General features: G+C 44.3%; 18 protein-coding genes. 2 read left to right on the plus strand and 16 right to left on the minus strand.

Annotated features, from left to right (window positions below; all coding sequences use genetic code 11):
* The first annotated feature begins 39 nt into the window (after positions 1–39).
* Positions 40–555 (plus strand): hypothetical protein, encoded by a 516-nt coding sequence (locus tag U5K72_15545; GenBank protein ID MDZ7720229.1) that lies wholly within the window; start codon positions 40–42, stop codon positions 553–555.
* Between the two features lie 212 nt (positions 556–767).
* Here U5K72_15545 and U5K72_15550 read toward each other — a convergent pair whose 3' ends face one another.
* From U5K72_15550 to U5K72_15620, 15 genes are all read right to left on the minus strand, one after another.
* A complete protein-coding gene (locus U5K72_15550) occupies positions 768–1,166 on the minus strand; it encodes an LUD domain-containing protein (protein MDZ7720230.1) in 399 nt (132 codons plus the stop codon).
* Entirely contained in the window at positions 1,114–1,425 is a 312-nt protein-coding gene (locus tag U5K72_15555) for a hypothetical protein (protein ID MDZ7720231.1), read from the minus strand. Before U5K72_15555 ends, U5K72_15550 begins: the two co-directional genes overlap by 53 nt.
* A complete protein-coding gene (locus tag U5K72_15560) occupies positions 1,418–2,851 on the minus strand; it encodes a LutB/LldF family L-lactate oxidation iron-sulfur protein (GenBank protein MDZ7720232.1) in 1,434 nt (477 codons plus the stop codon). The genes U5K72_15555 and U5K72_15560 overlap by 8 nt, the downstream gene beginning before the upstream one ends.
* Positions 2,852–3,139: 288 nt before the next feature.
* Complete coding sequence (locus U5K72_15565) at positions 3,140–3,874, minus strand: (Fe-S)-binding protein (protein MDZ7720233.1); 735 nt, start codon at positions 3,872–3,874, stop codon at positions 3,140–3,142.
* Positions 3,875–3,927: 53 nt separating this feature from the next.
* Positions 3,928–5,481, minus strand: a complete 1,554-nt coding sequence (locus tag U5K72_15570) for a glycosyl hydrolase (protein MDZ7720234.1) — start codon at positions 5,479–5,481, stop codon at positions 3,928–3,930.
* On the minus strand, positions 5,430–6,761 hold the full coding sequence (locus U5K72_15575) for a glycosyl hydrolase (protein ID MDZ7720235.1): 1,332 nt from the start codon (positions 6,759–6,761) through the stop codon (positions 5,430–5,432). Before U5K72_15575 ends, U5K72_15570 begins: the two co-directional genes overlap by 52 nt.
* A 5-nt stretch (positions 6,762–6,766) precedes the next feature.
* Positions 6,767–8,167 (minus strand): FGGY family carbohydrate kinase, encoded by a 1,401-nt coding sequence (locus tag U5K72_15580; GenBank protein MDZ7720236.1) that lies wholly within the window; start codon positions 8,165–8,167, stop codon positions 6,767–6,769.
* A 300-nt stretch (positions 8,168–8,467) separates the two neighbouring features.
* Positions 8,468–9,025, minus strand: coding sequence for a hypothetical protein (locus U5K72_15585; GenBank protein MDZ7720237.1), 558 nt, complete (start codon positions 9,023–9,025; stop codon positions 8,468–8,470).
* A 98-nt stretch (positions 9,026–9,123) separates the two neighbouring features.
* Positions 9,124–9,753: a hypothetical protein gene (locus U5K72_15590; protein MDZ7720238.1), complete on the minus strand. Its 630-nt coding sequence runs from the start codon at positions 9,751–9,753 to the stop codon at positions 9,124–9,126.
* Between the two features lie 175 nt (positions 9,754–9,928).
* Positions 9,929–10,102: a hypothetical protein gene (locus tag U5K72_15595; GenBank protein ID MDZ7720239.1), complete on the minus strand. Its 174-nt coding sequence runs from the start codon at positions 10,100–10,102 to the stop codon at positions 9,929–9,931.
* Positions 10,103–10,278: 176 nt separating this feature from the next.
* Positions 10,279–12,477, minus strand: coding sequence for a bifunctional rhamnulose-1-phosphate aldolase/short-chain dehydrogenase (locus U5K72_15600; GenBank protein ID MDZ7720240.1), 2,199 nt, complete (start codon positions 12,475–12,477; stop codon positions 10,279–10,281).
* 258 nt (positions 12,478–12,735) lie between these two features.
* A complete protein-coding gene (locus U5K72_15605; GenBank protein MDZ7720241.1) occupies positions 12,736–14,139 on the minus strand; it encodes a hypothetical protein in 1,404 nt (467 codons plus the stop codon).
* A 160-nt stretch (positions 14,140–14,299) separates the two neighbouring features.
* The gene (locus tag U5K72_15610) at positions 14,300–14,929 is read right to left on the minus strand and encodes a hypothetical protein (protein MDZ7720242.1); all 630 of its coding nucleotides are present in this window, start codon (positions 14,927–14,929) and stop codon (positions 14,300–14,302) included.
* Between the two features lie 169 nt (positions 14,930–15,098).
* On the minus strand, positions 15,099–18,554 hold the full coding sequence (locus tag U5K72_15615; GenBank protein MDZ7720243.1) for a ThuA domain-containing protein: 3,456 nt from the start codon (positions 18,552–18,554) through the stop codon (positions 15,099–15,101).
* A gap of 145 nt (positions 18,555–18,699) precedes the next feature.
* Positions 18,700–21,921: a family 78 glycoside hydrolase catalytic domain gene (locus tag U5K72_15620; protein ID MDZ7720244.1), complete on the minus strand. Its 3,222-nt coding sequence runs from the start codon at positions 21,919–21,921 to the stop codon at positions 18,700–18,702.
* Between the two features lie 293 nt (positions 21,922–22,214).
* Here U5K72_15620 and U5K72_15625 point away from each other — a divergent pair, with 293 nt between their 5' ends.
* Entirely contained in the window at positions 22,215–23,228 is a 1,014-nt protein-coding gene (locus U5K72_15625) for a sugar-binding transcriptional regulator (GenBank protein ID MDZ7720245.1), read from the plus strand.
* Positions 23,229–23,306: 78 nt separating this feature from the next.
* Here the strand turns inward: U5K72_15625 and U5K72_15630 are convergent, their stop codons facing one another.
* Positions 23,307–23,438 (minus strand): hypothetical protein, encoded by a 132-nt coding sequence (locus U5K72_15630; GenBank protein ID MDZ7720246.1) that lies wholly within the window; start codon positions 23,436–23,438, stop codon positions 23,307–23,309.
* Positions 23,439–23,623 lie beyond the last annotated feature (185 nt).

Genomic DNA, 23,623 nt, shown 5'->3' on the forward strand with positions numbered 1-23,623 from the left:
GATCTTGAAGAAAATCCAGAAATTTTAAACCAATTCGACATGGCTACAAAAAAAGTTTATCTCATATTTGTAAGCATATTTTTGATCGTTCTGATGGCGGGATGTGATCTAAAAAAAGCACCATTTTTCGGGCCTGACTTTAGTAATGGGGATGAAGATGGGGACGATATGATTCCATCCACTGAAATGATTGTGGGTGATTGGGATTTCACATATAACAGACAGGCATATACCTGTTCGGGAACTCAGCCTGAGTTCACCGTTGGAGCTTCCATTATCTCATCAAGCCCTACCTCCTTTATCGTACAATTTCCGGATGCACCGGCGGGAATTGGTGGATCTTACGATATTGAAACAGGTGAATTCAACGGTACAACCGGGGAAGTAGAGCGCGGGGATGGAACAACCATCAGTGAATCATGGAGTGCTACACTCAACTATTCTGATGATCCATTTTCAGTTTCGCTGAGCGGTGAATCAGAAGTTTTGTTAAAAGACGAATCGGGGAGCACTCTCTGTTTTGTGGATTATAATATTGAGGGGATGAGATTATAATCAATATTTATTTGCTATATAAGTACCTCTAATCGCCAATGAGCCTGATTCAAGCGTCCCGCTTGTGCTCGTTACTTTACTTCTTAGTTCCCATAAGGCACCACTACTTCCTTACCCTCCCATAGCAGTCACGACCACGGTAATCTGTTCACAGCTCAGGCGAGCCGTGTTATATAAATCAGATTCGCCGAGCCGATTAACTGGTCACTCAATCAAAACCTGCCAGCCGATACTTCCGGCCCGAGGCCGTGAACGCCCTCCACCCGGCTCAGTTCAATATCTGATGTAGCCGATGGGCCTGAAATAAACGTGATAGGCCTCCCCTCTTTTTTCACAGTGGACTCAACAGCCGAAAATCCTTCCGGCACCAACTCCACAATCTGATCTTCCCGAACGATACAGAGATGATAATCCGGCACCAATGTCAATGCCCGTCTCCCCTGCCCTACTCCTGCATCCAAGATAATGGTTCCGGTCTGAGCCACGGCAAAAGCGCAGGTTGTAATGACCCCGTCCGATTCATCCAGTTCCCGGTGAGTAAGTTGGGTGTCAGAATCATCAAAAAGCAGTTCGATGTTTTCCGGCAGAATATTTTTTTTGAAAACCTTCAGGAATCACAAACTGTTCAACATTCTCTTTTTTGCAGCTCTCCGCAATCACTTTCTTTAAATCACTTTGATTGACTCTCTGAACCCTTGCCTTATACTCACCCACTCGTTCTGCAAAGAGAGCCACAATTTCGGCTTGAGATAACTTACCTTTTTGCCGATAGGTTCTCTTCAGTTCAACATCTTCCGGCTTTTCCGAATCCGGCACTTCAGCCAAAGCCTTTCGAATAGTCGCCAGCATTTCTGTTTTTGCATCACTCATCGCGATTCCTCCACCATTCTCTGAAGGTTTGATCGGGAATTGGTTTCAAATCCCTCATTGCCGTCCAACCGGAAAGCTGACCCGGTAGTTTTGAAATTGTGCCATCCTTTGTAAATAATTTTTGTCCTATCTTTGCCATCTTTTGTCCACGTTCATATCGTGATCGACTCTGGAAAGCCCTGGCCATTATTTTCATCCCAATATGTTCCGGGTCTGCTTTTTGTTTTATAGTACCATTCCGTTTTTTCTCATCCACAATTTTTCCGCGCAGATGAACCAACACTTCCGGAATATTTATTTTGACCGGACAAACCTCGTAACATGCTCCGCAAAGTGAGGATGCATACGGGAGTGAAGCGACTCCATCATCTTCAATCCCTTTTAGTTGAGGCGTCAAAATCGCCCCGATCGGCCCCGGATAGACGGAGTTGTAGGCATGGCCCCCGGTTCGTTCATAAACGGGACACACATTCAAACACGCGCTACATCGAATACAATGAAGCGTCTGCCGACCCACTTCATCTTTCAAAACATTGGTCCGGCCATTATCCAGTAAGACCAGGTGAAATTCCTGAGGACCATCACCTTCGGTTACACCCGTCCAAAACGAATTGTAGGGATTCATCCGCTCCGCTGTGGAAGATCTCGGCAGTAACTGCATAAATACTTCAAAATCCTGCCAGGTCGGGATGATTTTTTCGATGCCCATCAGCGTAATTAATGTATCGGGAAGCGTAGTGCACATCCGTCCATTCCCTTCCGATTCCACAACCGCAACCGTCCCTGTCTCAGCAACTCCAAAATTCGCTCCGCTGATGCCAACTTTTGCATTCAAAAACTTCTTTCGGAGGTACAAACGAGCCGCTTCCGCCAAATCTTCCGGTCGGTCACTCAACTCTTTTTGATTCAGTTTTTCCCGGAACAGTTCCCGAATCTCAGCGCGGTTTTTATGAATCGCCGGAACCAAAATATGAGACGGCTCATCCTCCGCTAATTGCACAATCAGCTCAGCCAGATCGGTCTCCAGCGCCTGGATTCCCTCCTTGGCTAATGCTTTATTCAGTTTGATTTCGTCCGTAGTTATCGATTTTACCTTAACAACATCTTCAACCTTTTTTTGTTTGACGAGATCAACAATAATTCGATTCGCTTCTTTCCCATCTCTGGCCCAGTGAACGTGTCCGCCGGCCTTCTGAACAGACTCCTCAAGCTGGAGAAGATACTTGTCGAGGTGCCGCATCACCCGCGTCTTGATCTGACTTCCCGCCTCCCGAAGCTTCTCCCAATCCGGCATCTCATCCACGGCACCTTTTCGTTTCTCACGAATCGTATGCGTCGCGTGGCCAATATTCTTTCGAAGTTGCGTATTCGACAAATATGCTTTTGCCGAATCTTCAAATGTCGGTGTTTGTTCAGATTTTCTCATAGGTAATAATCATTAAATCAAGAATCTTCCCCTCTTGGGAGGGGAAAGCGAAATCATGACAGCGTCAGGCCGTCATGATAAACTCGGGGTGGGTCCGTGTCGTGCCAAACACACCCCATAACTGGTGCAAGTTTGCAACTTGTACCATCCTTTCGCACATTTAAAAAACTTTGTTGAGTTCCGTAAAATCATGAAAGTGTAAGCAGAGGGATGGGTTTACGTCTCACGTGACACCCCTCTGTATTTCTCAAGAACTTTTGAGAAATACTGTCTCCCCTGAAAGGGAGATTATTCCTCCGTTGAGGCCAAAATTTCTGCAATATGAACTGGCTTTACTCCACTTCTTTGCCGGCTTAACGCACCACCAATATGCATCAAACAGGAGTTATCCGCAGCGGAACAGACTTCGGCGCCGGTTCCTTTTATATGGCGGATTTTATCTCCCAGCATAGCCATTGAGGTATCCGCATTTTTTATGGCGAATGTGCCTCCAAAACCACAGCACTCTTCAGCCATTGGCAGTTCTACAAGATCTATTCCCTTTACATTTCTGAGGAGTTTCAGCGGGGCATCGCCCACTTTCAAAACTCGTAACGAGTGACACGTTGGATGATACGTAACCCGATGGGGATAGTACGCTCCAACATCTTCTAGACTTAATTCATCCACTAAAAATTGCGTTAGTTCAAACACTTTCGGAACAATCTTGTCAACCTGTTTTTTTAATTTATCATCCCCTGAACGCTTGGCTACTTTTCCGTAAAACTCATGAACCATTCCCACACAGGATGCCGACGGAGCCACAATCGCCTCCGCATCTTCAAAAACATTTATAAATTTCCGGACCAGCGGTATCGCTTCTTCCTGGTAACCGGTATTGTAGTGCATCTGCCCGCAGCAGGTTTGTTCGAGGGGAAAATCAACAGTGTGGCCGAGCCGTTCTAAAAGCTGTACCATCGCTTTTCCCGTTTCCGGGAAAAGGGTATCGTTAAAGCAGGTTATGAATAGAGAAATCTGAATAATTACTCCTTAGCTATTTTTGATTTTTAGTAATCATATAATATAAGGTTATATATTTACCTTATTAGTTTTACAGGACCAATAAGTCCCGTTTTATTTAGCTCTTGTCCCCCAGTCCACCTTTGTGCAACTTCATTATCTGTAAGTGATTTCACATAGTTACCTAATACCGTTGTAACTTTAATTGTGATCTCATTTTCACCGGGCTCAAGCGAATTTCCTGTTTCATAAAGATGTTGACCATACCAGTGAGAGCCTCGGGTATTTCCGTTTATCGATACTTCTGAAATTCCCTTAACTGTTCCCAGATCCAAGAAAGTAAATTGTTCGGGATCATGAACTTCAAATTTCTTCTTATAGATTGCTGCACCTGCAAATGATTGTAGATCTGGATCCGTATCAAACCCTTTGAGCGACTCCATTTTTACCGACCTACTTGTACCATCCACATGATCTAAAGTAAGCTCCCACGGACCACTTAACAATTCTGTTTTCGATGGGTTGATTTCTGGAATGCTCCACTCCTCGGCCTCCGCTGGTTCGTCAAAAACAATAAGTTTAGTCTCGGCCGGTGCCAATCTTAATTGAAGTTCATTTGGCGAATTCTCTAAAGGGTAGCGATATCGATCACCCGTTTCCGGATCCCAAAGCCAGGGTACTCGGTTGTCGCTCCTCTTGAAAGTCACTTTTGAAGAATAAACAATATGATTGCTGTAATTGGCAAAAAAGTAGATATCCTTCTCACCTGACCGGTAATGTAACTGGCTTACATATGCACTTGATTCATCAAACATAATATCTGGCGAAAGATCGTATCCAGACTGTATTCCCCTATACCAGTCGATAAGCTTTTCATTCCCGGGCGCAGGATAAATACCGGTACTCTCAGAGAACTGATTTAATAACCGCTGAACCGACTGATTCACTTGCCGATCATTTCGAGCTTTATTTTGCAGACCCGGTGCCTGGTGTGGCGCCCGGTCAATAAAAATAATCTTCCCACCTGATTCCGCATACTTTGCTAATGCTCGTGCGGTATCCGGTTCTATGCTATCGACTTCCAGCAAAATAATTGCCTTATAGCTTCGGTCTCCAAAACGGAGCATTCCCTCATTAAACGAAGCCTCTTGTATAATCTTTTCACTCACATAATCGCACCCATTACCATTTTGGTGGATTGCTTCCCAAACATTATGCTGATAGTCTGGATAGTTTAGTCGTGGGAATGGATCACGTTGCGGTCCATATTTGCGCCACATATCAGCCAGTGGATGCATGACGGCTATATCGGAAACAAGCTCGGCGTTCTGAAAAAGATATGATAACCGCGCTTTGTAGTCAGCCCATTTGTTAAAGTATGGCCACCATGTATTGCGTTCATTAAAGTATGTTCCATAGCGAATCCAGCCAGGAAATTCAGCTTCTTCGGGATTGTAATTAAAGCCATGTAATATAGAGTGCGTCACGCCGGACAAATTGCTTTGGTCACCGGCAATTTTTATATCCTCCAGCGATGCATTGAAAACGTAACCCGTGTTGGTGATCTCTTCACAGCTAATCAGTTTATTCCCAGCCAGTCTTGCACCTGAGGAAACAAATTTATTGACCATAGTATAGGCTCTTCCCTGCAAACCAATTTCTTCGAAATGATCCCCCCTATTGTTGACCGCAGCCAGGTTTCACATTCCGGAATATCGATCTCCATCGAAGATTCAATCGGGTGAAAGCCCCTGCCATAAGCTTGCACTCTTGATTCCACATTGTGCTCGTGGCACCAATCATTAAAGGTTTGTATAAATCGTTCGTTAAACAGTTCCAGACGTGTTTTGTAAAAATCGTATCGAACACTGTCAATTGTTTCCTGCACTGTCTGGGTAAGTTCCGATCCACCGCTATCATCAACCGGGTTGCCCATATGGCCGGTTTTAAATAGCACAAAGGGCAGGTATGGATAGAGCGAATAGCCTCTTCTACGCTCAAATTCTTCGAGCATATCATCCGTCCAGTTGGCACCTTCCAATTCCAAACTGTCGCAGAACATAGCTCGGAATGATTCACCCAGTCCCTCCATCTGTGATTCCATATTATCCGACATCCGTCCTAAATACTTTTCCACTGCATCTTTATTGTAGTGATTTAAGACAGGCCCATCAGCACCGGGAGCACCGTTAATCACCGCCTGGAATCCGGTAAATTTCACCATATAGTAAAGGACGTATTCTCCATTCGGTACTTCAATTGTGATATTATCACCATTAAGTTTCGCGGATAGATCTTCTCCCATGGTAAATTTCTCCATTCGGGCTGGAGCAAGCCGAAGGAATACCAGTTCTTTAATTAGGTCTTCATTCTTGGAATGCAATTCGAGTTCTATCGAATCAAGCAGGTCAGACCGGCTGAACTGTTTCGTTTGTGGCCCCTGAAGCTTTTTTGTGCCAAAAGTCATTAGCTGGGTTTGTTCATTCTTATCAAGGAACCTGCCTCCAAACGGCCATCCGGACCCTACGATTATATCGCAGGTTATACCTCGTTTTTCAGCAGCACTTACCGTAGTTTCTACCATTTCAATCCACTCCGGACTTAGCCATTCGTGCGATGGTATGCCCATAGCATCAGCATTACTCGGAAACTTAATGGAGTTAATTTCTACACCACCAATACCAGCTTCTTTCATCAGATCCAACTCGCGCACGATTTCATCTTTTGTGACCTTATTCCCGTTCCACCACCAGCGAACAAACGGTTTTGCAGCATTGGGCGGTGATGTAAAACCTCCATAAAGAGATTCTATTTCATCTGCACTGGCGTTTAATCGTGAGAGTTTTATAAAGGGCAGACCGGCTGCTACCAAAGCGTTTAGTTTTATAAATTCTTTTCGTGAAATATCCATAAATATTATTTTTTAGTAAGCCTTTTAATTGGCCAGTGCCTTTTAAATCCCAATAATGTTTTTAGTTTTTCTTTTTGTTCAAGATGGACTGCCATATTATTGACTACCATTGCTGCACCGAGAGCAGATGCATCCGAAAGCTTCGCTGTGTAAATATTTCTATCGGGAAAAAATGAAGCTAAAAGTGAGACAAACAGATCATTCTGGCTAAAGCCCCCGGTTACAATCAATTTGTCAATATTCTTTGATCCCTCCGCAAGCTTGATCGATTCCGCCTGAATTGACACTAAGTCTAACATTAACTGATGGTAGGCTTCCTTCGCAGACGAAAAATGATCCAACTGCCAATCTCCGGCTTTTTTTTGCGGAAACGGACCTGAATTGTATGCTTCTTCAAGTTCTAATCTTTTTTCATTCTTTTGAGTTTCAATCAATCTATTCAGCAGATCTACATCCGAATTCATCCAAGGCCCCTTATCATTAACTGAAAAATGCTGATAAATTTTTTTCTTCTGATGTGAATACTCAGCCCCCAAAAACAATCTCGAGGCTTTCACCTGGTTTCCAAAAATATCCAAATAACAGAGGCAATCTTTCTCCAGCTCTTTGAATGTCAGCGGTTCATCATTAAACGGGTTTAATGTGATACTCCATGTGCCGGTTGAAATCAGCATAAACAGATCGTTTAATCCAATGAGATATGGAGCCAGAGCTGCTGAACTATCGTGAATTCCCGGACCAATTTTGACACCATTTTTCTCAACAATTTCTGTGACAGGCTGAGGATTAGGAAGCAAAGATTGAACTTTTTCCTTTCTAACCCAGGAATGATAATCCATCTCATCAAAATTCCACAAGCCTGTATGGCACCCGATGCTGGTCAGTTCTGAAATACTTTTTCCTGTGAACAAGTAACTCAAATAGTTTGGCAGATGAAGAGAATTTTTGATTTTCTTGAAGATCTCCGGCTTCTGATATTTTAGCCAATAGAGTTGCAATCCGGAATTCAGCATTCCCATCGGCGGCGATGCGGTTTCCAGTGCAAACTTCTCTCTTCCGCCCACGGATTTGTAAAACTGGTCTAAAAGTTCCTCCGGAAAGTTCTTTAGATAGTTATAAAGCGGAGTTACCGGCTGGCCGTTTTTGTCAATATGCACAAAACTGGCTCCATACGCTGAAAAGTTCAGAGCTTGAATTTCGTATTTCTTTTGAGCCTTCTGAAATTGAAATTTAATCCAGGTTTCCAGCCTTTCCAGATCTTCACATGGATCACCATCATCATCCACCGTCTGCTCCAATTTGGTTTGATGCTTTTCAATAACAGCATAATCCTCATCAAACAGCAAGAACTTTTTATTGCTCTTACCGATGTCGAAAATTGCTGTTACGGGTTTGTGTGATGGCATGAATTGATTTTTATGACTTATTACTCGTTACGAAGGTCCTCCTTCGTAACGCATATCAGGAAGCTCTTGCTTCCATTCTTTGAACTCCTTATGATTTCTGGCATCCATAAATAAGTGGAAGCTGGAGCTTCTCACTGGCATTCCGAAGCCGGAGCTTCGGAACGAGTATAAATTCTCGGGGTGGGTTCTCATGATTTAAGTCTCAACCACGTGAACACACCTCTGACAGAATCACTGAACGTGATTCTGTCTGTCTCCTCTCCCCGATTAAAATCATCGGGACAGGCAAGAGGAGAGTAACTACAACCCAGTTGCAATTGTATCTGAACCCCGTTCATTAATTAACTCCCGGCGTACATTCAATTCCCTGAATAACCCAATCGGATTCGCTGCAGCACCGGAACGAATTCTCGATTCCCGAAGCAGCGGACGAACATCTGTTTGATACGCATCTTGCAAACATTCCTGTGCGGCTACGGGATCATTGTCCTGCCTCGCTTCAGAAAGTTTCTTCCTGTCAATCAACAACGCCTGCGCATACGATTTTTTAATCGCCCCCACGGATTGAAGCAGATCTTCAAGCGGATCTTTCACATTGTGACTCGCATCGATCATCCAGGAAATATTTTGCTCCAGATCATTCTTCCCGGTTGTTCCTTCAACCAGTTCGTTGAAAATTAAAAACAGTTGATACGGTTTGATGGAGCCGGTTGTCAAATCATCATCGCCGTACTTTGAATCATTAAAATGGAAGCCGCCTAACTTTCCTTCCATCAATAAAATGGATACGATTTGTTCAATGTTGGTATTAGGCAGATGGTGACCTAAATCAACTAATGTTTTAGCTTTTTCGCCCAAGCTTGTTAGCCAGTAAAAACGAGGTCCCCCAATCCGGAATGACCATGGAATAGAAATTGGGCTCGTAGGGTTTGTACTCGATTAACACTTTCCAATCATCAGGCAGATTCATTGTAAATCTCTTCGAGCGACTGATGAGTTCGTTCCAGAGCTTTGCTAAAATTCTGCTGTCCCGGAAACACAGATCCATCCGCCAGCCAAACCGTCAGCGCTTTTGAGCCAAGCGCTTCACCATATTTGATCACTTCAATGTTATGATCAATCGCCTGCTTTCGGACTTTTGGATCCGTATGAGAAAGAGAACCAAACTTATACGAATATTCCTGGTCTTTCTGATCCTGGAACGTATTGGAGTTGACCGCATCGAACGTAATATCCAGATCATCGGCTAACTCTTTAATTGCAGCCGAATCATTCGGAATATCCCAGGGAATGTGAAGGGAAATTGCTCCGCTGGATCGATTGAGTGCATGAATCAATCCAACATCTTCAATCTTTTCTGTGAGATTTCCCGGCTCGCCACCGATTGGAAATCGTCCGAATCGGGTCCCTCCCGCTCCTAATGCCCAGCTTGGAATTGCAATTTGAAAGGAAGCGATTTGATCGACCAATACTTCCACATCAATATTTTGAGATGTTAGTTGATCTGACAGAAAGGAAAACGAATCTTCATGTTTCCTGGATTGCTTCTGATTGTGATCGAGTATTTGTTCCTTAGTAATTCTCATTTCAATAAATTCTTATTTGAGAGACATGGTATTTTTCGTGTGATTTCTAAACTCTTCACCTGATTCAAAATTTTTTATTAAAACTATATTTAATGCCAGCAAGAAAAAATACCATGTCTATGTTTGGTGCTGATATAAGATCCGAGAAGTCTTTTGAAGACTTCGTGGATCTTTTTTACAATTTCTGTTCCTTAATCCAAAACGGAGAAGTTACAAACCATAAAATCATCCCAAAAAGCATAAACTGTTTGTGGGATTCCAGGGTAATATCCTGAATAAATACAAGGATTGATGGAATGATTGTGAGCCCCAGCCCAATAATTGATAAGATGATTAAAAGAATTTTCATGCTAATAAATTTAAACATTAAGCAACCTACCAGAGTCCGAAAGGTCCTGGCAGAGTTGCGAATATATGCTCGTAACCCGAACTCTCGTGAGACCCGTCGGGTTTATCATATGAATGGAAAACCAACCACTATCTAAGGTAATATCCAAAAAAAGGAAAACCCGACGGGTCTTATTCTTACCTCAAAAATGCCTCTTTCAGGCCACCATCCACAGGAATGATATGGCCGGATGTATTTTCAAATTTCGAACTCAGCAATTGATAGAACGCTTCGGTCTGTTGCTCAAGCGTAATCGGTTTCTTTGTAAGGGTCCGGCTCGCATAAAATTCAGCCAGTTTATCCTTCAGAGATTCCGTGCTTTCGTCATCATCAAACTCAATTCCATATTTCGTGAGCGATGCTTTCACTCTGTCTCGCGGAAACATGCTGCTTCCTTCAACCACGGTTGCCGGAGCCACACCATTCACCCGAACATTTGGCGCGAGTGAAATTGCAAGCTCGCGCACCAGGTGATTCGCAGCCGCTTTGCTTGTATCATAGGCAAAACTTCCATCTTTGGGTACTACAGCGTTGGCACTGGTGGCAATCACCATACTTCCTTTCAGGTTCTGGGCGTTCCAGATTTTGGATGCCTCATCCGCTACGATAAAGTTTCCTTTTACATTCACGGCAAAGCTTTTATCCCATGCTGAATCACTCACATTTCCAGCCTCATCGGGCGTTGGATAGAGACCTGCGGTTACAGCCACATTGTCTAATCCGCCATAAGCAATCACGATATCCTGAAGTGCCTTCTGAACAGTTTTCCGGTCTGTAATATCACACTGCAATCCAATGATATCACCAGAGCCGCTTATATCTGATCCGGCCACTCCGATTCCCATTCCGATATCATCCAAAACTTCTTTGGCTGTGGCTGTTGCCGCGTCTTCATCGAGATCGAGAGCTACAACCGTTGCTCCTTCGTCGATCAATCTCGGAACTAAATCTTTGCCGATTCCACTTCCAGATCCAATCACTGCAATAACCTGTCGTGATAATTCAGCTTCGGGCGGCATTCGCTGCAGCTTCGCTTCTTCAAGCGCCCAGTATTCAATATCGTAGGCTTCCTGCTTTGAAATTGCGGTGTATTCGGCAACGGATTCGGCTCCCCGCATCACACCGATTGCAGCCGTATAGAATTCGGCTGTTACGCGCGATTCACTTTTGTTTTTGCCCCAGGTCACCATTCCAAGTCCCGGAATTAAAATTACGGTCGGATTCGGATCACGCATATCCGGCGAATCCTCATCACTGTGATTGTTGTAATAATCTGCATAATCATCGCGGTATTTTTCCAGGCCGGAGGAGATCTCAGATTTCAAATCTTCAAGTGAATCATTCTGAGGATTCCAATCCACATACAGCGGCTTAATTTTCGTTCGCAAGAAGTGATCCGGACAGGATGTGCCCAACTCAGCAAGACGTGAAGCATCTTTTGAATTGATGAATTGCAGCGTTACATCATCATCCTGAATGGTTCCGATAAACTGATTTTGCTGACTGACTTGTCCCCGCAAAAACGGCAGAATTTCAGACAAAACCGCACGCCGTTCTTCTTTTTTGAGTGATTCGAACTTTGTTCCTCCGAAAGAATCTTCTCCTTTTTCATGATCAGCCAGATATTCAGCCGCCTGGTTAATCAGCTCGAGGCTCAACTCATAGCACTCCTTATCATCATTCGCCCAGTTGATCAGTCCATGTCCTCCTAAAATAATGCCTTTGATTCCCGGATTTTCCTCAATCGTTTCCTGGAGTTTCAATCCCAGCTCAAAACCGGGACGCATCCAGTCCACCCAAACTACCTCATCACCGTAGATCTCTTTTGTCAGCTCTGGTCCATTATCTGCCGTTGCAATGGCGATTACAGGAACCGGGTGCGTATGATCCACAAATTTATACGGAATAAAACTGTGAAGTGGTGTATCGATAGAAGGTGCCCGCGGATTTAAATTAAATGTGCAATGCGGGTACATCCCCGTCATGGAATCCTCAGCCGGCGTCTTCAGCCCGGTATTATCCATGGATTGATAGACATCCTGCAGTTTTAATAGTTTTTCCTGATAGAGAGATGCGAAGTTTGGTTTTTTAGCGGTTCGGAGATCGCCCCCTGAACCTTTCACCCAAAGCACTTCCGCTTCCTCATCTGTCAGTGGATCTGTTTCAATCAGTTTACTGGATGTATTTCCGCCGCCCGTATTGTTGATGTAGGCATCACTTCCCAACAAATTGGAGCGATAGACAAGCCGCTCAAGGAGATCCATCTCATTGGCTTTTTGATCTTCCCATTTGCTTTCTACTGTTCTGAAATAATGTTCTGTTGTGCTTTTACTCATTTATTTGATTTCTATTTGATGATTTAAAAATTCTATTAATGCAACCTGTCAGGTCGTTAATTCCTCCCCTCCCGGGAGGGGAAAGCGAAATCATGACAGCGTAAGCCGTCATGATAAGCTCGGGGTGGGTTCGCATTACATAACCTTAGAACCTGGTACGAAACCAAGCGATGCTCCGTTAACACACCCCTGTTCAAATCGCTAAACGCGATTTAACCTGTCCCCTCTCAAGAGGGGAGTTTTCCCGAAGATCTTATTTTAGACTGTTTCTAAAACATGAGATTTACTGACTTTGTTCTGATAATATTTGCTTAATCCGAAGTACAAAATGATTGCGATAAACCAACCCGGCAGTCCCAGGAAGAAAATTTCAATTCCCATATAAAAATTAATAAACAGGCATAAAAGCAGGGTCACAAACCAGGTCAGGCCAGCCGCCCAATTGAAATCGAGATTGGCCAGTTCGGCGATGTTGCTCTTCATCCCGATTTTGGGGAATACGATTACATCCAGGAAAATGACAGCGCCCATCGGCATGAGGACCAATCCGTACAATGCTACAAAATCAAGTAGAAGCATCACTAATGCGGGGAAACAAGCAGCAATGGATGTAACCAAACCTGTAAAAAGTGTCACTTTCCAGCGTTTCCAATTCGGCGTTACCGATTGAAAAGCCAACCCCGCCCGGTAAATTGTAGGATTCGCCGTGGTCCATCCGGCAATCACCACACAGATGGCACCGGCCACGCCTGCACTGTTGTACGCAATAATTCCCGGAGCAATGGCACCGGCAGCTGCGGCCGTTAAAATTCCGGATGCAATCCACGCGATAAAATGACCGAAAAACATTCCGGTTCCGGATGAAAAACCCATCTTCCAATCTTTTGCATACCGGAGAATAGACATGTCTGACATCCCGATATGCATCGCCATGTTGGCAAACCACGCAAAGAACATCACGTGCCAGAAGGTGAATTTACTCTGCCCGGATGCCGGTACACCTGTCCAGATTTTTTCATTGGCTACTGTCCAGAAATCGGATACAGAATTCACACCTAATTGAGGAAGTACGGCTAATCCTGCGGCGATAAACACCAAAATCATCCAGGGAAATGCAATGTTGGCAAAACGCGCTACAAAATCATATCCAAGAATGGCAACCGTCGTAATCACCAATCCCACAATAAAAACCGTAACGATCCAGCTAAAACTTGTAGGCAGCCAATCACCCAGTTCCGGCATGGGAATACCGAACGGCAATCCCACAGCAGTCGCCGAAACAGCAATCATGGATCCCGCCAAAAAGCAGAACATAATGGCATTAACAATATTATAGATGGTTGATAATTTTGACCCGCATATTTTCTTGAGTTGCTCATAGAGAGTCAATTTTGTTCGAACGGCAACCGGTGCACAAAGGAAAGCCCAACTCAAAACAGCCAACACGTTTCCAACGATCAATCCCCAGATCAGATCTCCTGCCGCAACGCCGTGAGCCACAAAAAGCGGACCAATCACAAATTCCGTTCCCGCCGTATGCTCCCCGGCGTACATTCCCAAAAACCCTTTCCAGCCCTTGAGTTTCTTTTCAGGGACTGGTTCGCGTTCGTACTCGTCAATCGTGTCTAAGCGTGCATCTAATTTTTTAAAAAAATTACTCATCAATTCTTTTAATATTAATCAACCACTTAATAAAAACTGGCCTGCCCCTAATCAGTCATGTAAAAACAAAACTCTAAGGGGTTTCTCTTTTAGAGAGATTGCCACTCCAATAATCTACTTTAATATTGCCTAAATTTTTTACCATAGCTGTTTATCGATCTTACAAACGGAAAAACCTATCTCTTGGCACAGACCGTTGTTTCGCCCTCTCCCCTTCGGATGCCGGAGTTCCGCTTTCCAGGACGTCTTTTTCAGCTCCCCCAATCCAGGTGGCTCCGTCCCAAGCTGATAAATCCGGGTTTGAATTCATTAATCCGGTTTCAAACCATGAGGAATTAGAGACCGGATTTCCATCCTGATCCCAAACGATTACTTCCCACTTATACCGGGTGGTAGGTTTAATTGCTTGACCGGCGTATTCAATGTGAACCGAAATATCACTTTCTACACGTCCTGTATCCCAAACCTCATCTCCATCAGAATCGGTTACCACGATTTGATAGGCAGTTTGAAAGTAACCATGACCGCCGTCCGGTGCACTCATCTGCCAGCTAAAACGCGGATGTTCAACATCAATACCCAGTGGTGTATCCGTGTATTCTGTTTGAAGCCCGGTGAGGGTTGTTTGTGAGCTTTGATTCTGCTGGATTGGGTTTCCAAATGCAATACTGACGGCTGCAAAACTAAAAACCATCATCATTAAAATTGACACCAGATAAAACGTTCGGCAACCTACATGAACTTTCATATTCTCGAGATTTGATGTTGCTGTGACAAAATACTGTCCCATTTTTTATAGCGCCGTATATACTTTCAACTCTAAATGTAAAATCCTAATCATGAACATATGTTCATGAATGAATTTTTGTTCCTATAATATACAGTTCAACTGCTAAAGCTCAAATCTTTTTAAAAATCTATCTCGATTGTTTAAACGTAAAGATCCAACCCAACTTAGATTATTGAGCCGGGTTAAACTGAATATTTGAGAGAATAAACGTTCCGGCGGCCCCATTCTCTCGTTGACTGACGATATAGAGATCCTGAGTCTCATCACCCTGGATTGAGGAGGATAAATTGAATGTCAGGTTATAACCTAAAAATCCTTGTGGGGTTTGAAATTCTCCACCCGGTTCATAGATAGCTTCACCTATACGTTCTCCGTCAGGTGAATTTAATCGTAATTCAAAGCTGATATCTCCTGCTAATGGTTCCTGTAATCCGGCAATAATGGATACAGCTCCGATATCAGTCAGATCAATATCATTGATACTGAATGATCCCCTGTCCTCTGGTACCATCATCAAAAAGTTGCCTCCAAATGTCATAGTTGTGTACTCCTGTAGATTTGAAGCCTGCTCGAACGACATCGTACTGTTTCTGAGATATACACTGGTACTGCCTGTTAATGGCTTCACATTAGAACCACCTTGATCTGTATAACTCGCAGACAAAATCAGCAACCCATTTGGTGTGGCTTGCTTGCCAAGAGTGGGCTCAATAGTCCCTTCAGCCGGCAGTGATTGATTTTCAGCCTGCTCATCGTTTAAAGCCTGAATCCACTCTACAATCATCTCCGCATCTTCTTCACTCAGGTTTACATGTCCCGGCATCACGGTTTCACCCCAAACGCCTGAACCGCCGTTTATGATTTTATTGACGAGATGTGAAGTTACATCAGAGGAATCTTCGTAAAAATCAGCGACCGCAGTATACGACGGGCCAATCGATTCCGAATCAATACCGTGGCATGCCTGGCAATTCAGGTTTTCAATCATGGTCCGGGCGGTATTTACATCAGCCATCACCTGGTGACCCTGATCAGCCTGAACCATGTCGCTCCCCTCAATATAATCGGCCGAAACATAGAGGTTAGACAGATCTTCTGAGGCCTCCGGATCATCCGGATCGTTAACACTGACTGAATAAGAAACAGGTGTATCAGGGAAGTAGAATGTGCTGTTTCCTTCAATTTCTATATCAACTAAAGGAGCAGCATTCCCGGCATATACGGAAACAGGTTGACCGACACCTGAAAGTCCGTGTGGATCACGCACTTCTACAGATATGCTATAATCGCCAACCTCATTATATGTTGCCTCTGCTTGAGGCTCGCTTGTTTCTGCGGTCTCTCCATTTCCAAAATTCCATACATAGGTTAATTCTGTGTCTTCAGGATCGGCTGCATCAGCTGAGACATTTACGGTGAGAGGCAATGTACCTGAACTCTTATCCACAATTATATCGCGGACAACCGGCGGCCGGTTTCCGGCATTAAAATCTATTCTCGACAGGCCTGCATCGGGATTTTTGGTGAACCATCCGCTGCCGTATTCAAGCAGGTAGAGTCGTCCATCGGGCCCAAGCTCCATATCAATCAGTGAATTCAGTTCAGTGCCGGGCATAAACGGTTCCATTTTCGAGAAATCGCCGTTCGGCCACATGGTTACGGCTTTTATCCAGCCGCGAACCCAATCATAAATAAATAGTTTTCCATCATAATAATCCGGCAGTCGGGTCTCTTCGGGGTACATATCCGCATAATAAACCGGACCGGCCATCGCGTTTCGTCCGCCCGATCCCATATCTCCAAATTCGGAAGACGTACCGTACGGATACCAGATAAATGCCGGTTGAGCCGGTGGGAGTTCTTGCCTTCCGGTATTTGCTTCATAATCATTCACGGGATTTTCAGGGTCAAATGGATCTGCTGATTCGCCAGTGGCGTAATCAAACCGTACGTACGGATAATTATCCCCGACAAACATGGGCCAGCCAAAATTCCCGGCTTCACGAGCCTGGTTGATTTCATCGTAACCTTTCGGGCCCCGGGTTTGAAGGCTGTCATTATTGGCGTCCGGACCCACTTCACCCCAATAGAGATCGTTTGTTTTTTGGTCTACAGATATTCGATATGGATTCCGGTTCCCCTGCACATAAATTTCGGGTCGTGTTCCCTCCTGCCCTTCGGGATAAAGATTTCCTTCCGGGATTTCGTAACTGCCGTCTTCATTGACCCGAATTCGGAGAATTTTTCCGCGCAGGTCATTCGGATTTCCGGATGATCTCATCGCATTGTACTGCTCATATCCCTCTCGTTGATCAAGCGGAGCAAATCCATTGTTTACATACTGACTATTCTGTTGGTTAAACGGAGTAGAATTATCACCGGTTGAGACATACAGAAGACCGTCACTATCAAACGCAATGGAACCGCCTGTATGGCAACAGATATGCCGCTGGGAATAAAATTCGAGAACCGTGGTTTCCGATTCCATGTCCAGCTTTCCACCGTCAAACACAAATCTTGAAAGGCGATTGACAGAAGTATCAGCGGGACTGTAAAACACAAATACATGATTGTTTTCCTCAAAATTCGGATCGGCCTGGATTCCCATCAGGCCTTCTTCAGCATTCACACCTTCGGCATCGCTTTGATGATATACATCCAGGTACCCGGCCCTGCTAACTGTTGAATCTTCATTACTGAAAAACAGAATTTCACCGCGGCGTTGGGCAATCAAAACATCCAGGTTAGGCAGAACGGTCATCTCGGTCGGCTCATAAAATTCACCCTGAACCAGTTGAGTTTTGGTAAATCGGTTTTCATCCGGAACGCGTTCCGTTTTGGCTTCATCGAAGTCTAATAGTTCATTCTCTCCAATAGCATATTGAATTCCCGCCTGAAGATGCTGCAAGAACAGATCTTCGGTGAACGATTCACTGGTATGGCCCAGTCCGGTGTAGAATACACGGCCACCGTCATAATTATGATACCAGGCAATCGGGTGAAATCCCATATCGGCTCCCCCCTGGTAGCTGTCTTCATCAAGCGAGAGAAGCACATTTACGTCTTCATTGAAATCCTTATAGCTGTACCATTCATCCGTTCGGTTCCACTCCTCCGGTAAAAATTCTGTAGATGAGTGAGTGGCATCTTCAACATGAACAGTTCCCTCCTGCACATTGGGATGCGGATCGTTAATTCCGGGATGGTCCAGGAAATATCCGCCAACCATTTTGCCATACCAACCCCAGTGATATTCTGTATCCGCTGCGGCGTGAATTCCAACATATCCGCCGCCGGACTGGATATATCGTTCAAAATCGGCTTCCTGGTAGTGATTCAAAACATCGCCGGTAGTGCTAAGAAAAATCACTGCTGAATATTGGGCAAGAGAATCTTCCGTAAACATATTGGCATTGGTTGTGGTATCCACCTCAAAGCCATTTTCGACACCCAGTTGCCGGATGGCCTGGATTCCCGCCGGAATGGATTGATGGTGGAAACCGGCTGTTTTACTAAAAACAAGAATTTTCGGGTCGCCCGGCCGTTCGTTTGAGCATGCCTGAAACAGAATAAGAGCAATGGCCATCAGGCAGATGGCCTGAACAGATCGTACATAAAACTTCATGAAAATCAATTAGTTAAATAGAGAGATTGCAAATTGGTAAATATCGGAGTTTGTTTCACTAACAAACAATCATGTATATACGCTATTTATCTCAATGAATAAAATGCATTTGAAATTTTTACAGATTTTTGAATTTCAGCAAGAATTACTCCGCAAGAGCACTAATTTTAGCTATTATCTCAGCAATTTTCTCTTCATCAACTTTTATGATATCGGGGAGTGATTCATTTGCTCTTTCAAGCGGATATCCCATCACCTGGCTGAGCCACGGAGAGTTCATCCATTCCGGCAGTTCGCTTATCAACAATTCCCTGGTTTCTTTGTTGGCAATAAGGATTGCGAGAGTTTCATCTGCATGGATAGAACCGGATTCTCCGACCTCAATTGTACTCAATTTGGCATCTATCTCATTTAAGGTTTGAGGCGGCAATTGATCCGGGTACGTTTCTGCCAGATCTGTAAGGGATGCACTCCCATATTGATTCCAGGCAACCCCCGTAATCATGTCGGGAATATAATTTTCCAGAACGGAGCGGGCTTGATCATTTTTCATCAACTCTTCCAACGGTGTTGATACATTCAAAGCATTGACCAGATCAGAGGCCAGCTTACCGGCGGGATATGAAAAGTGATATCTGCCGGAACCTACTTCAACCTCAACACTGTTTTCACGCTCAGATATATTCACCACTCCATCTGTTTCACGATGTAAACTCTCGCCACTTTCAGCAACCTGCTGCATACCGGCATTGGGCAGTACAATGTACGCTTTCGTATTCACCGGAATCTCAACGATAAATTCAAAATTTTCCTGGTTCAGGTTCCACGATGATTCGATCTCTCCATACATAGTTTGCAAAACACCTTTTGCATGGGTCAGTTTTCCACCTATGACGGGTTGAATGGAAATCTCTTTATACCCGGCGGTTTTCTGATCAATCCCGGCTACCGATTTGTAGAGCCACTCGCCGATTGCACCGTAGGCATAGTGATTAAATGAGTTCATTCCCGGGTTTTGAAAAGTACTATCGGGTTTGATACCGTCCCATCGTTCCCAAATGGTTGTGGCACCTCTCGTTACCGGGTAGAGCCACGACGGATACTCTTTGCGGAGCATTAATTCGTAGGCCTGATCTGCGTGTCCGTACTGAGTTAAAATCGGGTTGAGATGAGGTGTCCCCAGGAAACCGGTCGTCAGATGCCCTCTCTCATTAATTCTTGAAACCAGGTATTCGGCAGCGTTCGATTCCATCTCATCAGTCAGAAGGTTGAATTGAAGAGCAAGCAGATAAGCGGTTTGTGTGTTCGACATGATCCGCCCGCTCGAGGTCATATATTCATGCTGAAAGGCTTCCTTAATATTTTCAAAAAGTGATTCATATTCCCGGGCATCTTCATCTTTTCCGAGAATCCGGGCCGACCGGGCCAGCAGATCCGTAGAATGGGCAAAAAATGCGGTTGAAATCAGAGCTTTATCCGTATAAGCACCGGGATAGTCGGAGGCTGTGCTGTTGAACGAGAGCCAGTCGCCAAATGTAAAGTTATTATTCCACAGGTAGGTCGTTTCATCCATCGCGGAACGTTTTTTCATGAAATCAACCCAGCCTTTCATGCTTTCGTACTGTGTCTCAAGAATCTGTTCATCTCCATAAGCCTGGTAAACAGCCCATGGAACAATCACACTCGCATCGCCCCAACCGGAAGCTCCGGCTGCCTGTTCTCCCAATACATTTGGAACTACATAAGGTACGCTTCCATCCTCATTCTGATCAGCTTCCACATCACGCAACCATTTTGTGAGAAATCCTGAAGCATCCATATTTAAACAAGAAGTTGAAGCAAACACCTGGATATCTCCGGTCCAGCCGAGGCGTTCATCCCGCTGCGGACAATCGGTTGGAATGTCCAGAAAATTGCCTTTTTGCCCCCACACAATATTATGCTGAAGCTGATTGATGAGCGGATTGGAAGTTTGAAAGTGACCGGTCGGTTCCATATCAGAATGCAGAACTACCGCTGTTAAATCGTCCAGCGTGAGCTCGCCCGGATAGCCTTCCACTTTCACATATCGAAATCCCTGGAAGGTAAATGTTGGCTCCCAAACTTCAACCCCATCACCTTTCATAATGTAGGTGTTGAGCTGTTCAGCAGCCCGGATATTTGCCATGTAAAAATTTCCGTCCTTGTCGAGAACTTCCGCATGTTCAAGTGCAATTTCCGTTCCGCGTGGCCCTTCAGCTTTGATTTGAACCCAGCCAACCAAATTCTGACCGAAGTCCACCACAGTGTCCCCTTCCGGAGTTTCCAAAATTTCGATGGGTTTTAAGCTCTGAATTTTTCGAACCGGCGGCGCTTCGGGAGCTACCAGGTGATCTTTTCGGTGATTAGCAATTTGTACCATCGACCAGTCGCTGTCATCATAATCTGATTGCGTCCATCCCTCTTTTTCAAGTCGGGCATCATAGGTTTCACCATTATAAATATCTGATTTCAGGATCGGTCCCGTGGACGATCTCCAGCTTTCATCCGTTCCAATCACTTCGGTGGAACCATCCTCATACGTCACTTCAATTTGTGCGAGAACTCCCAATGTTTTGCCATAATGATTTCTGGCATCTCCCCAGGCCAGAAAACCGCGATACCAGCCATCACCTACCATTACACCAACAGCATTTTCACCGGTGTTCAACAGCTCAGTAACATCATAGGTTTGATACTGCAGCCTGTTATGATAGCTCGTCCAGCCGGGTGCAAATTCCTGGTTCCCCACTTTCTCGCCGTTGATTAGCATTTCATAAACACCATGGCTCGTTACGTATACCCGTGCTCTTGCAATATCTCCATTCAGTTCAAACTCATTTCGAAACATCGGGCTTGGAGGTGAAATTGTAGAATCCTGCTCAAAACCCGGTTCAATCCACTCAGTTTGCCAATCGCTTTCATTCAATAATCCCATCTCCCAAAACGCCGGTTCACTCCAGTCAGATTGGTTCCCGTGATTGTCCCAAATCCGGGTTCGCCAGTAATATCTTTTACGCGATTCCAGTTCAGGCCCCTCATACGAAATATGAATGGATTGGTCAGATTCCATCTTTCCCGTATCCCAAATAATATCAGTAAAATCAGAACTATTGGATACCTGAACTTGATAAATTGTTTGATGCGTATTTCGCTGATCGCTCTCAATTTTCCAAGACAAACGAGGATTGGAATCGTCAATCCCGACTGGATTTGTGAAGTATTCCACAGTTAAATCTTGAACTGCAACTCCATTCGCATTCTGGGCAAAAAGAATAGCTGAAGTGAAACTGTGCTGAAGTAAAAATGACAGCAAAATAAAACTGACGCCAAATCGAATCACACTCATTTTCATTATGGTAGATTTAGAAGGCTTTGCAAAACCGTGGTTATTCGTCAATCTGAACTCGATTCAGATTCTCCATTCGTCTTTATAGCCAGTATCTGGAGATCCTGAATCAAGTTCAGGATGACGGTCAGAGTTTTGTAAAGCCTTAATTTAAATTTCTGGTTGTAGTAAAAAATCATGAACATTTGTTCATATTTGAATAATTGCTGATTTTAAGTTATTAAAGCATCTGCAAAAATCAACAGTATTTTTAGTATTTAGTTACATTAAAAAATTGAAATAAGCGAACTACTATGCCCCGAGCAAAAGATCCAATTGATGTGCGTCTGATTAGTAAAATTAGTTCCATGTATTACGAACAAGATTACAATCAGCAGGAGATTGCAGACCGGCTTCACCTCTCGCGCCCGAAAGTATCTCGTATGCTAAAACAGGCCCGTCAACAGGGCATCGTACAGATTACGATTGCAACTCCCAACAGTAACTTTGTAGAGCTTGAACATGCATTGGAGGAAAAATTTGGATTAAAAGAGGTGGTCCTTGTCGAATCTGACTCGGAGATGTCTGCCGATATGATTAAGCGCCAGATCGGGGCCGCCGCCTCAAATTATCTAAATCGAACTGCCCAAAAAGACGATGTCATCGGGGTAACCTGGGGAACAACTCTGCAAGCTATGGTTGATTCAATGCAGCCCAAACCGGTTGAGAATCTTCATATCGTTCAGGCGTTAGGAGGCGTGGGGCCGCCGGAAGCGAAGGCTCATGCAACGGATATTTCCAGGCGCTTATCCCAGCTTTTTGATGCAAAACTTACGCTTCTTCCCGCTCCCGGAATTGTGGGCAGTAAACAGGCAAAAGATGTTCTTTTGGATGATCCCCAGGTAAAAAATGCCCTCAACATGTTCAAAAATATGAACACTTTATATGTTGGCATTGGCGCACTTGAAACAAACCCGGTTCTGAATAAGAAAGGTGAAGAAATTTCGGATGAAATAGCCGATGAAATTTACAATTCAAATGCTATAGGCGATATAGCCCTTCGTTTTTATGATTCAGATGGAAAAGAGGTTGATACAGCAGTAAAAGATCTGGTTATCGGCGTTTCTATGATGCAGATGAACAGAGATCGACACAGTAGTCTGGTTATCGGCGTCTCTCCGGAGGAGATGATGCAGATCGACACAGTTGTGGGAATTGCCGGAGGCCCGAAGAAAGCAAAAGTGATTCACGGAGCGTTGACCGGGAAAAATATCGATGTGTTAATTTCGGATAGTATGACGGCTCGCAAAGTTCTGGAAATTACCTGAATATTTTACCATTCAATTTTCTACGCTTTTAACTTCTTAGATAGACTTACTGCATATTTATTTATCTATCAATTGAGATCATGATTGCTGCGACTCAAAATCCGGCGGGTCTTTTGGTCCGTTCTGTTGGGTGCCGCTGCTGATGGTCAAGATTTTAATTTCTGGTCTTTGCCAGGGGGTTGGGTTGGTTTGATTTTTATCGTTTTTCATAGTTGGATTTTATTGGTTGATTAAGTTTTGATTTGTGATGCTCACCGTAGCCCGGTTCGCCGGAGCCGAGAGTGTCAAAAGTGGTTATTCTTCTTGTTTTGGTTTTCTTTCCAAGTCGTGAGACCCGTCGGGTTTTTCGTGGCAAATGCAATGGCTGTAAATAGTTACTGTTTCCCATAGATAGT

The organism is Balneolaceae bacterium (assembly GCA_034521495.1).
Taxonomy (GTDB): domain Bacteria; phylum Bacteroidota; class Rhodothermia; order Balneolales; family Balneolaceae; genus Rhodohalobacter.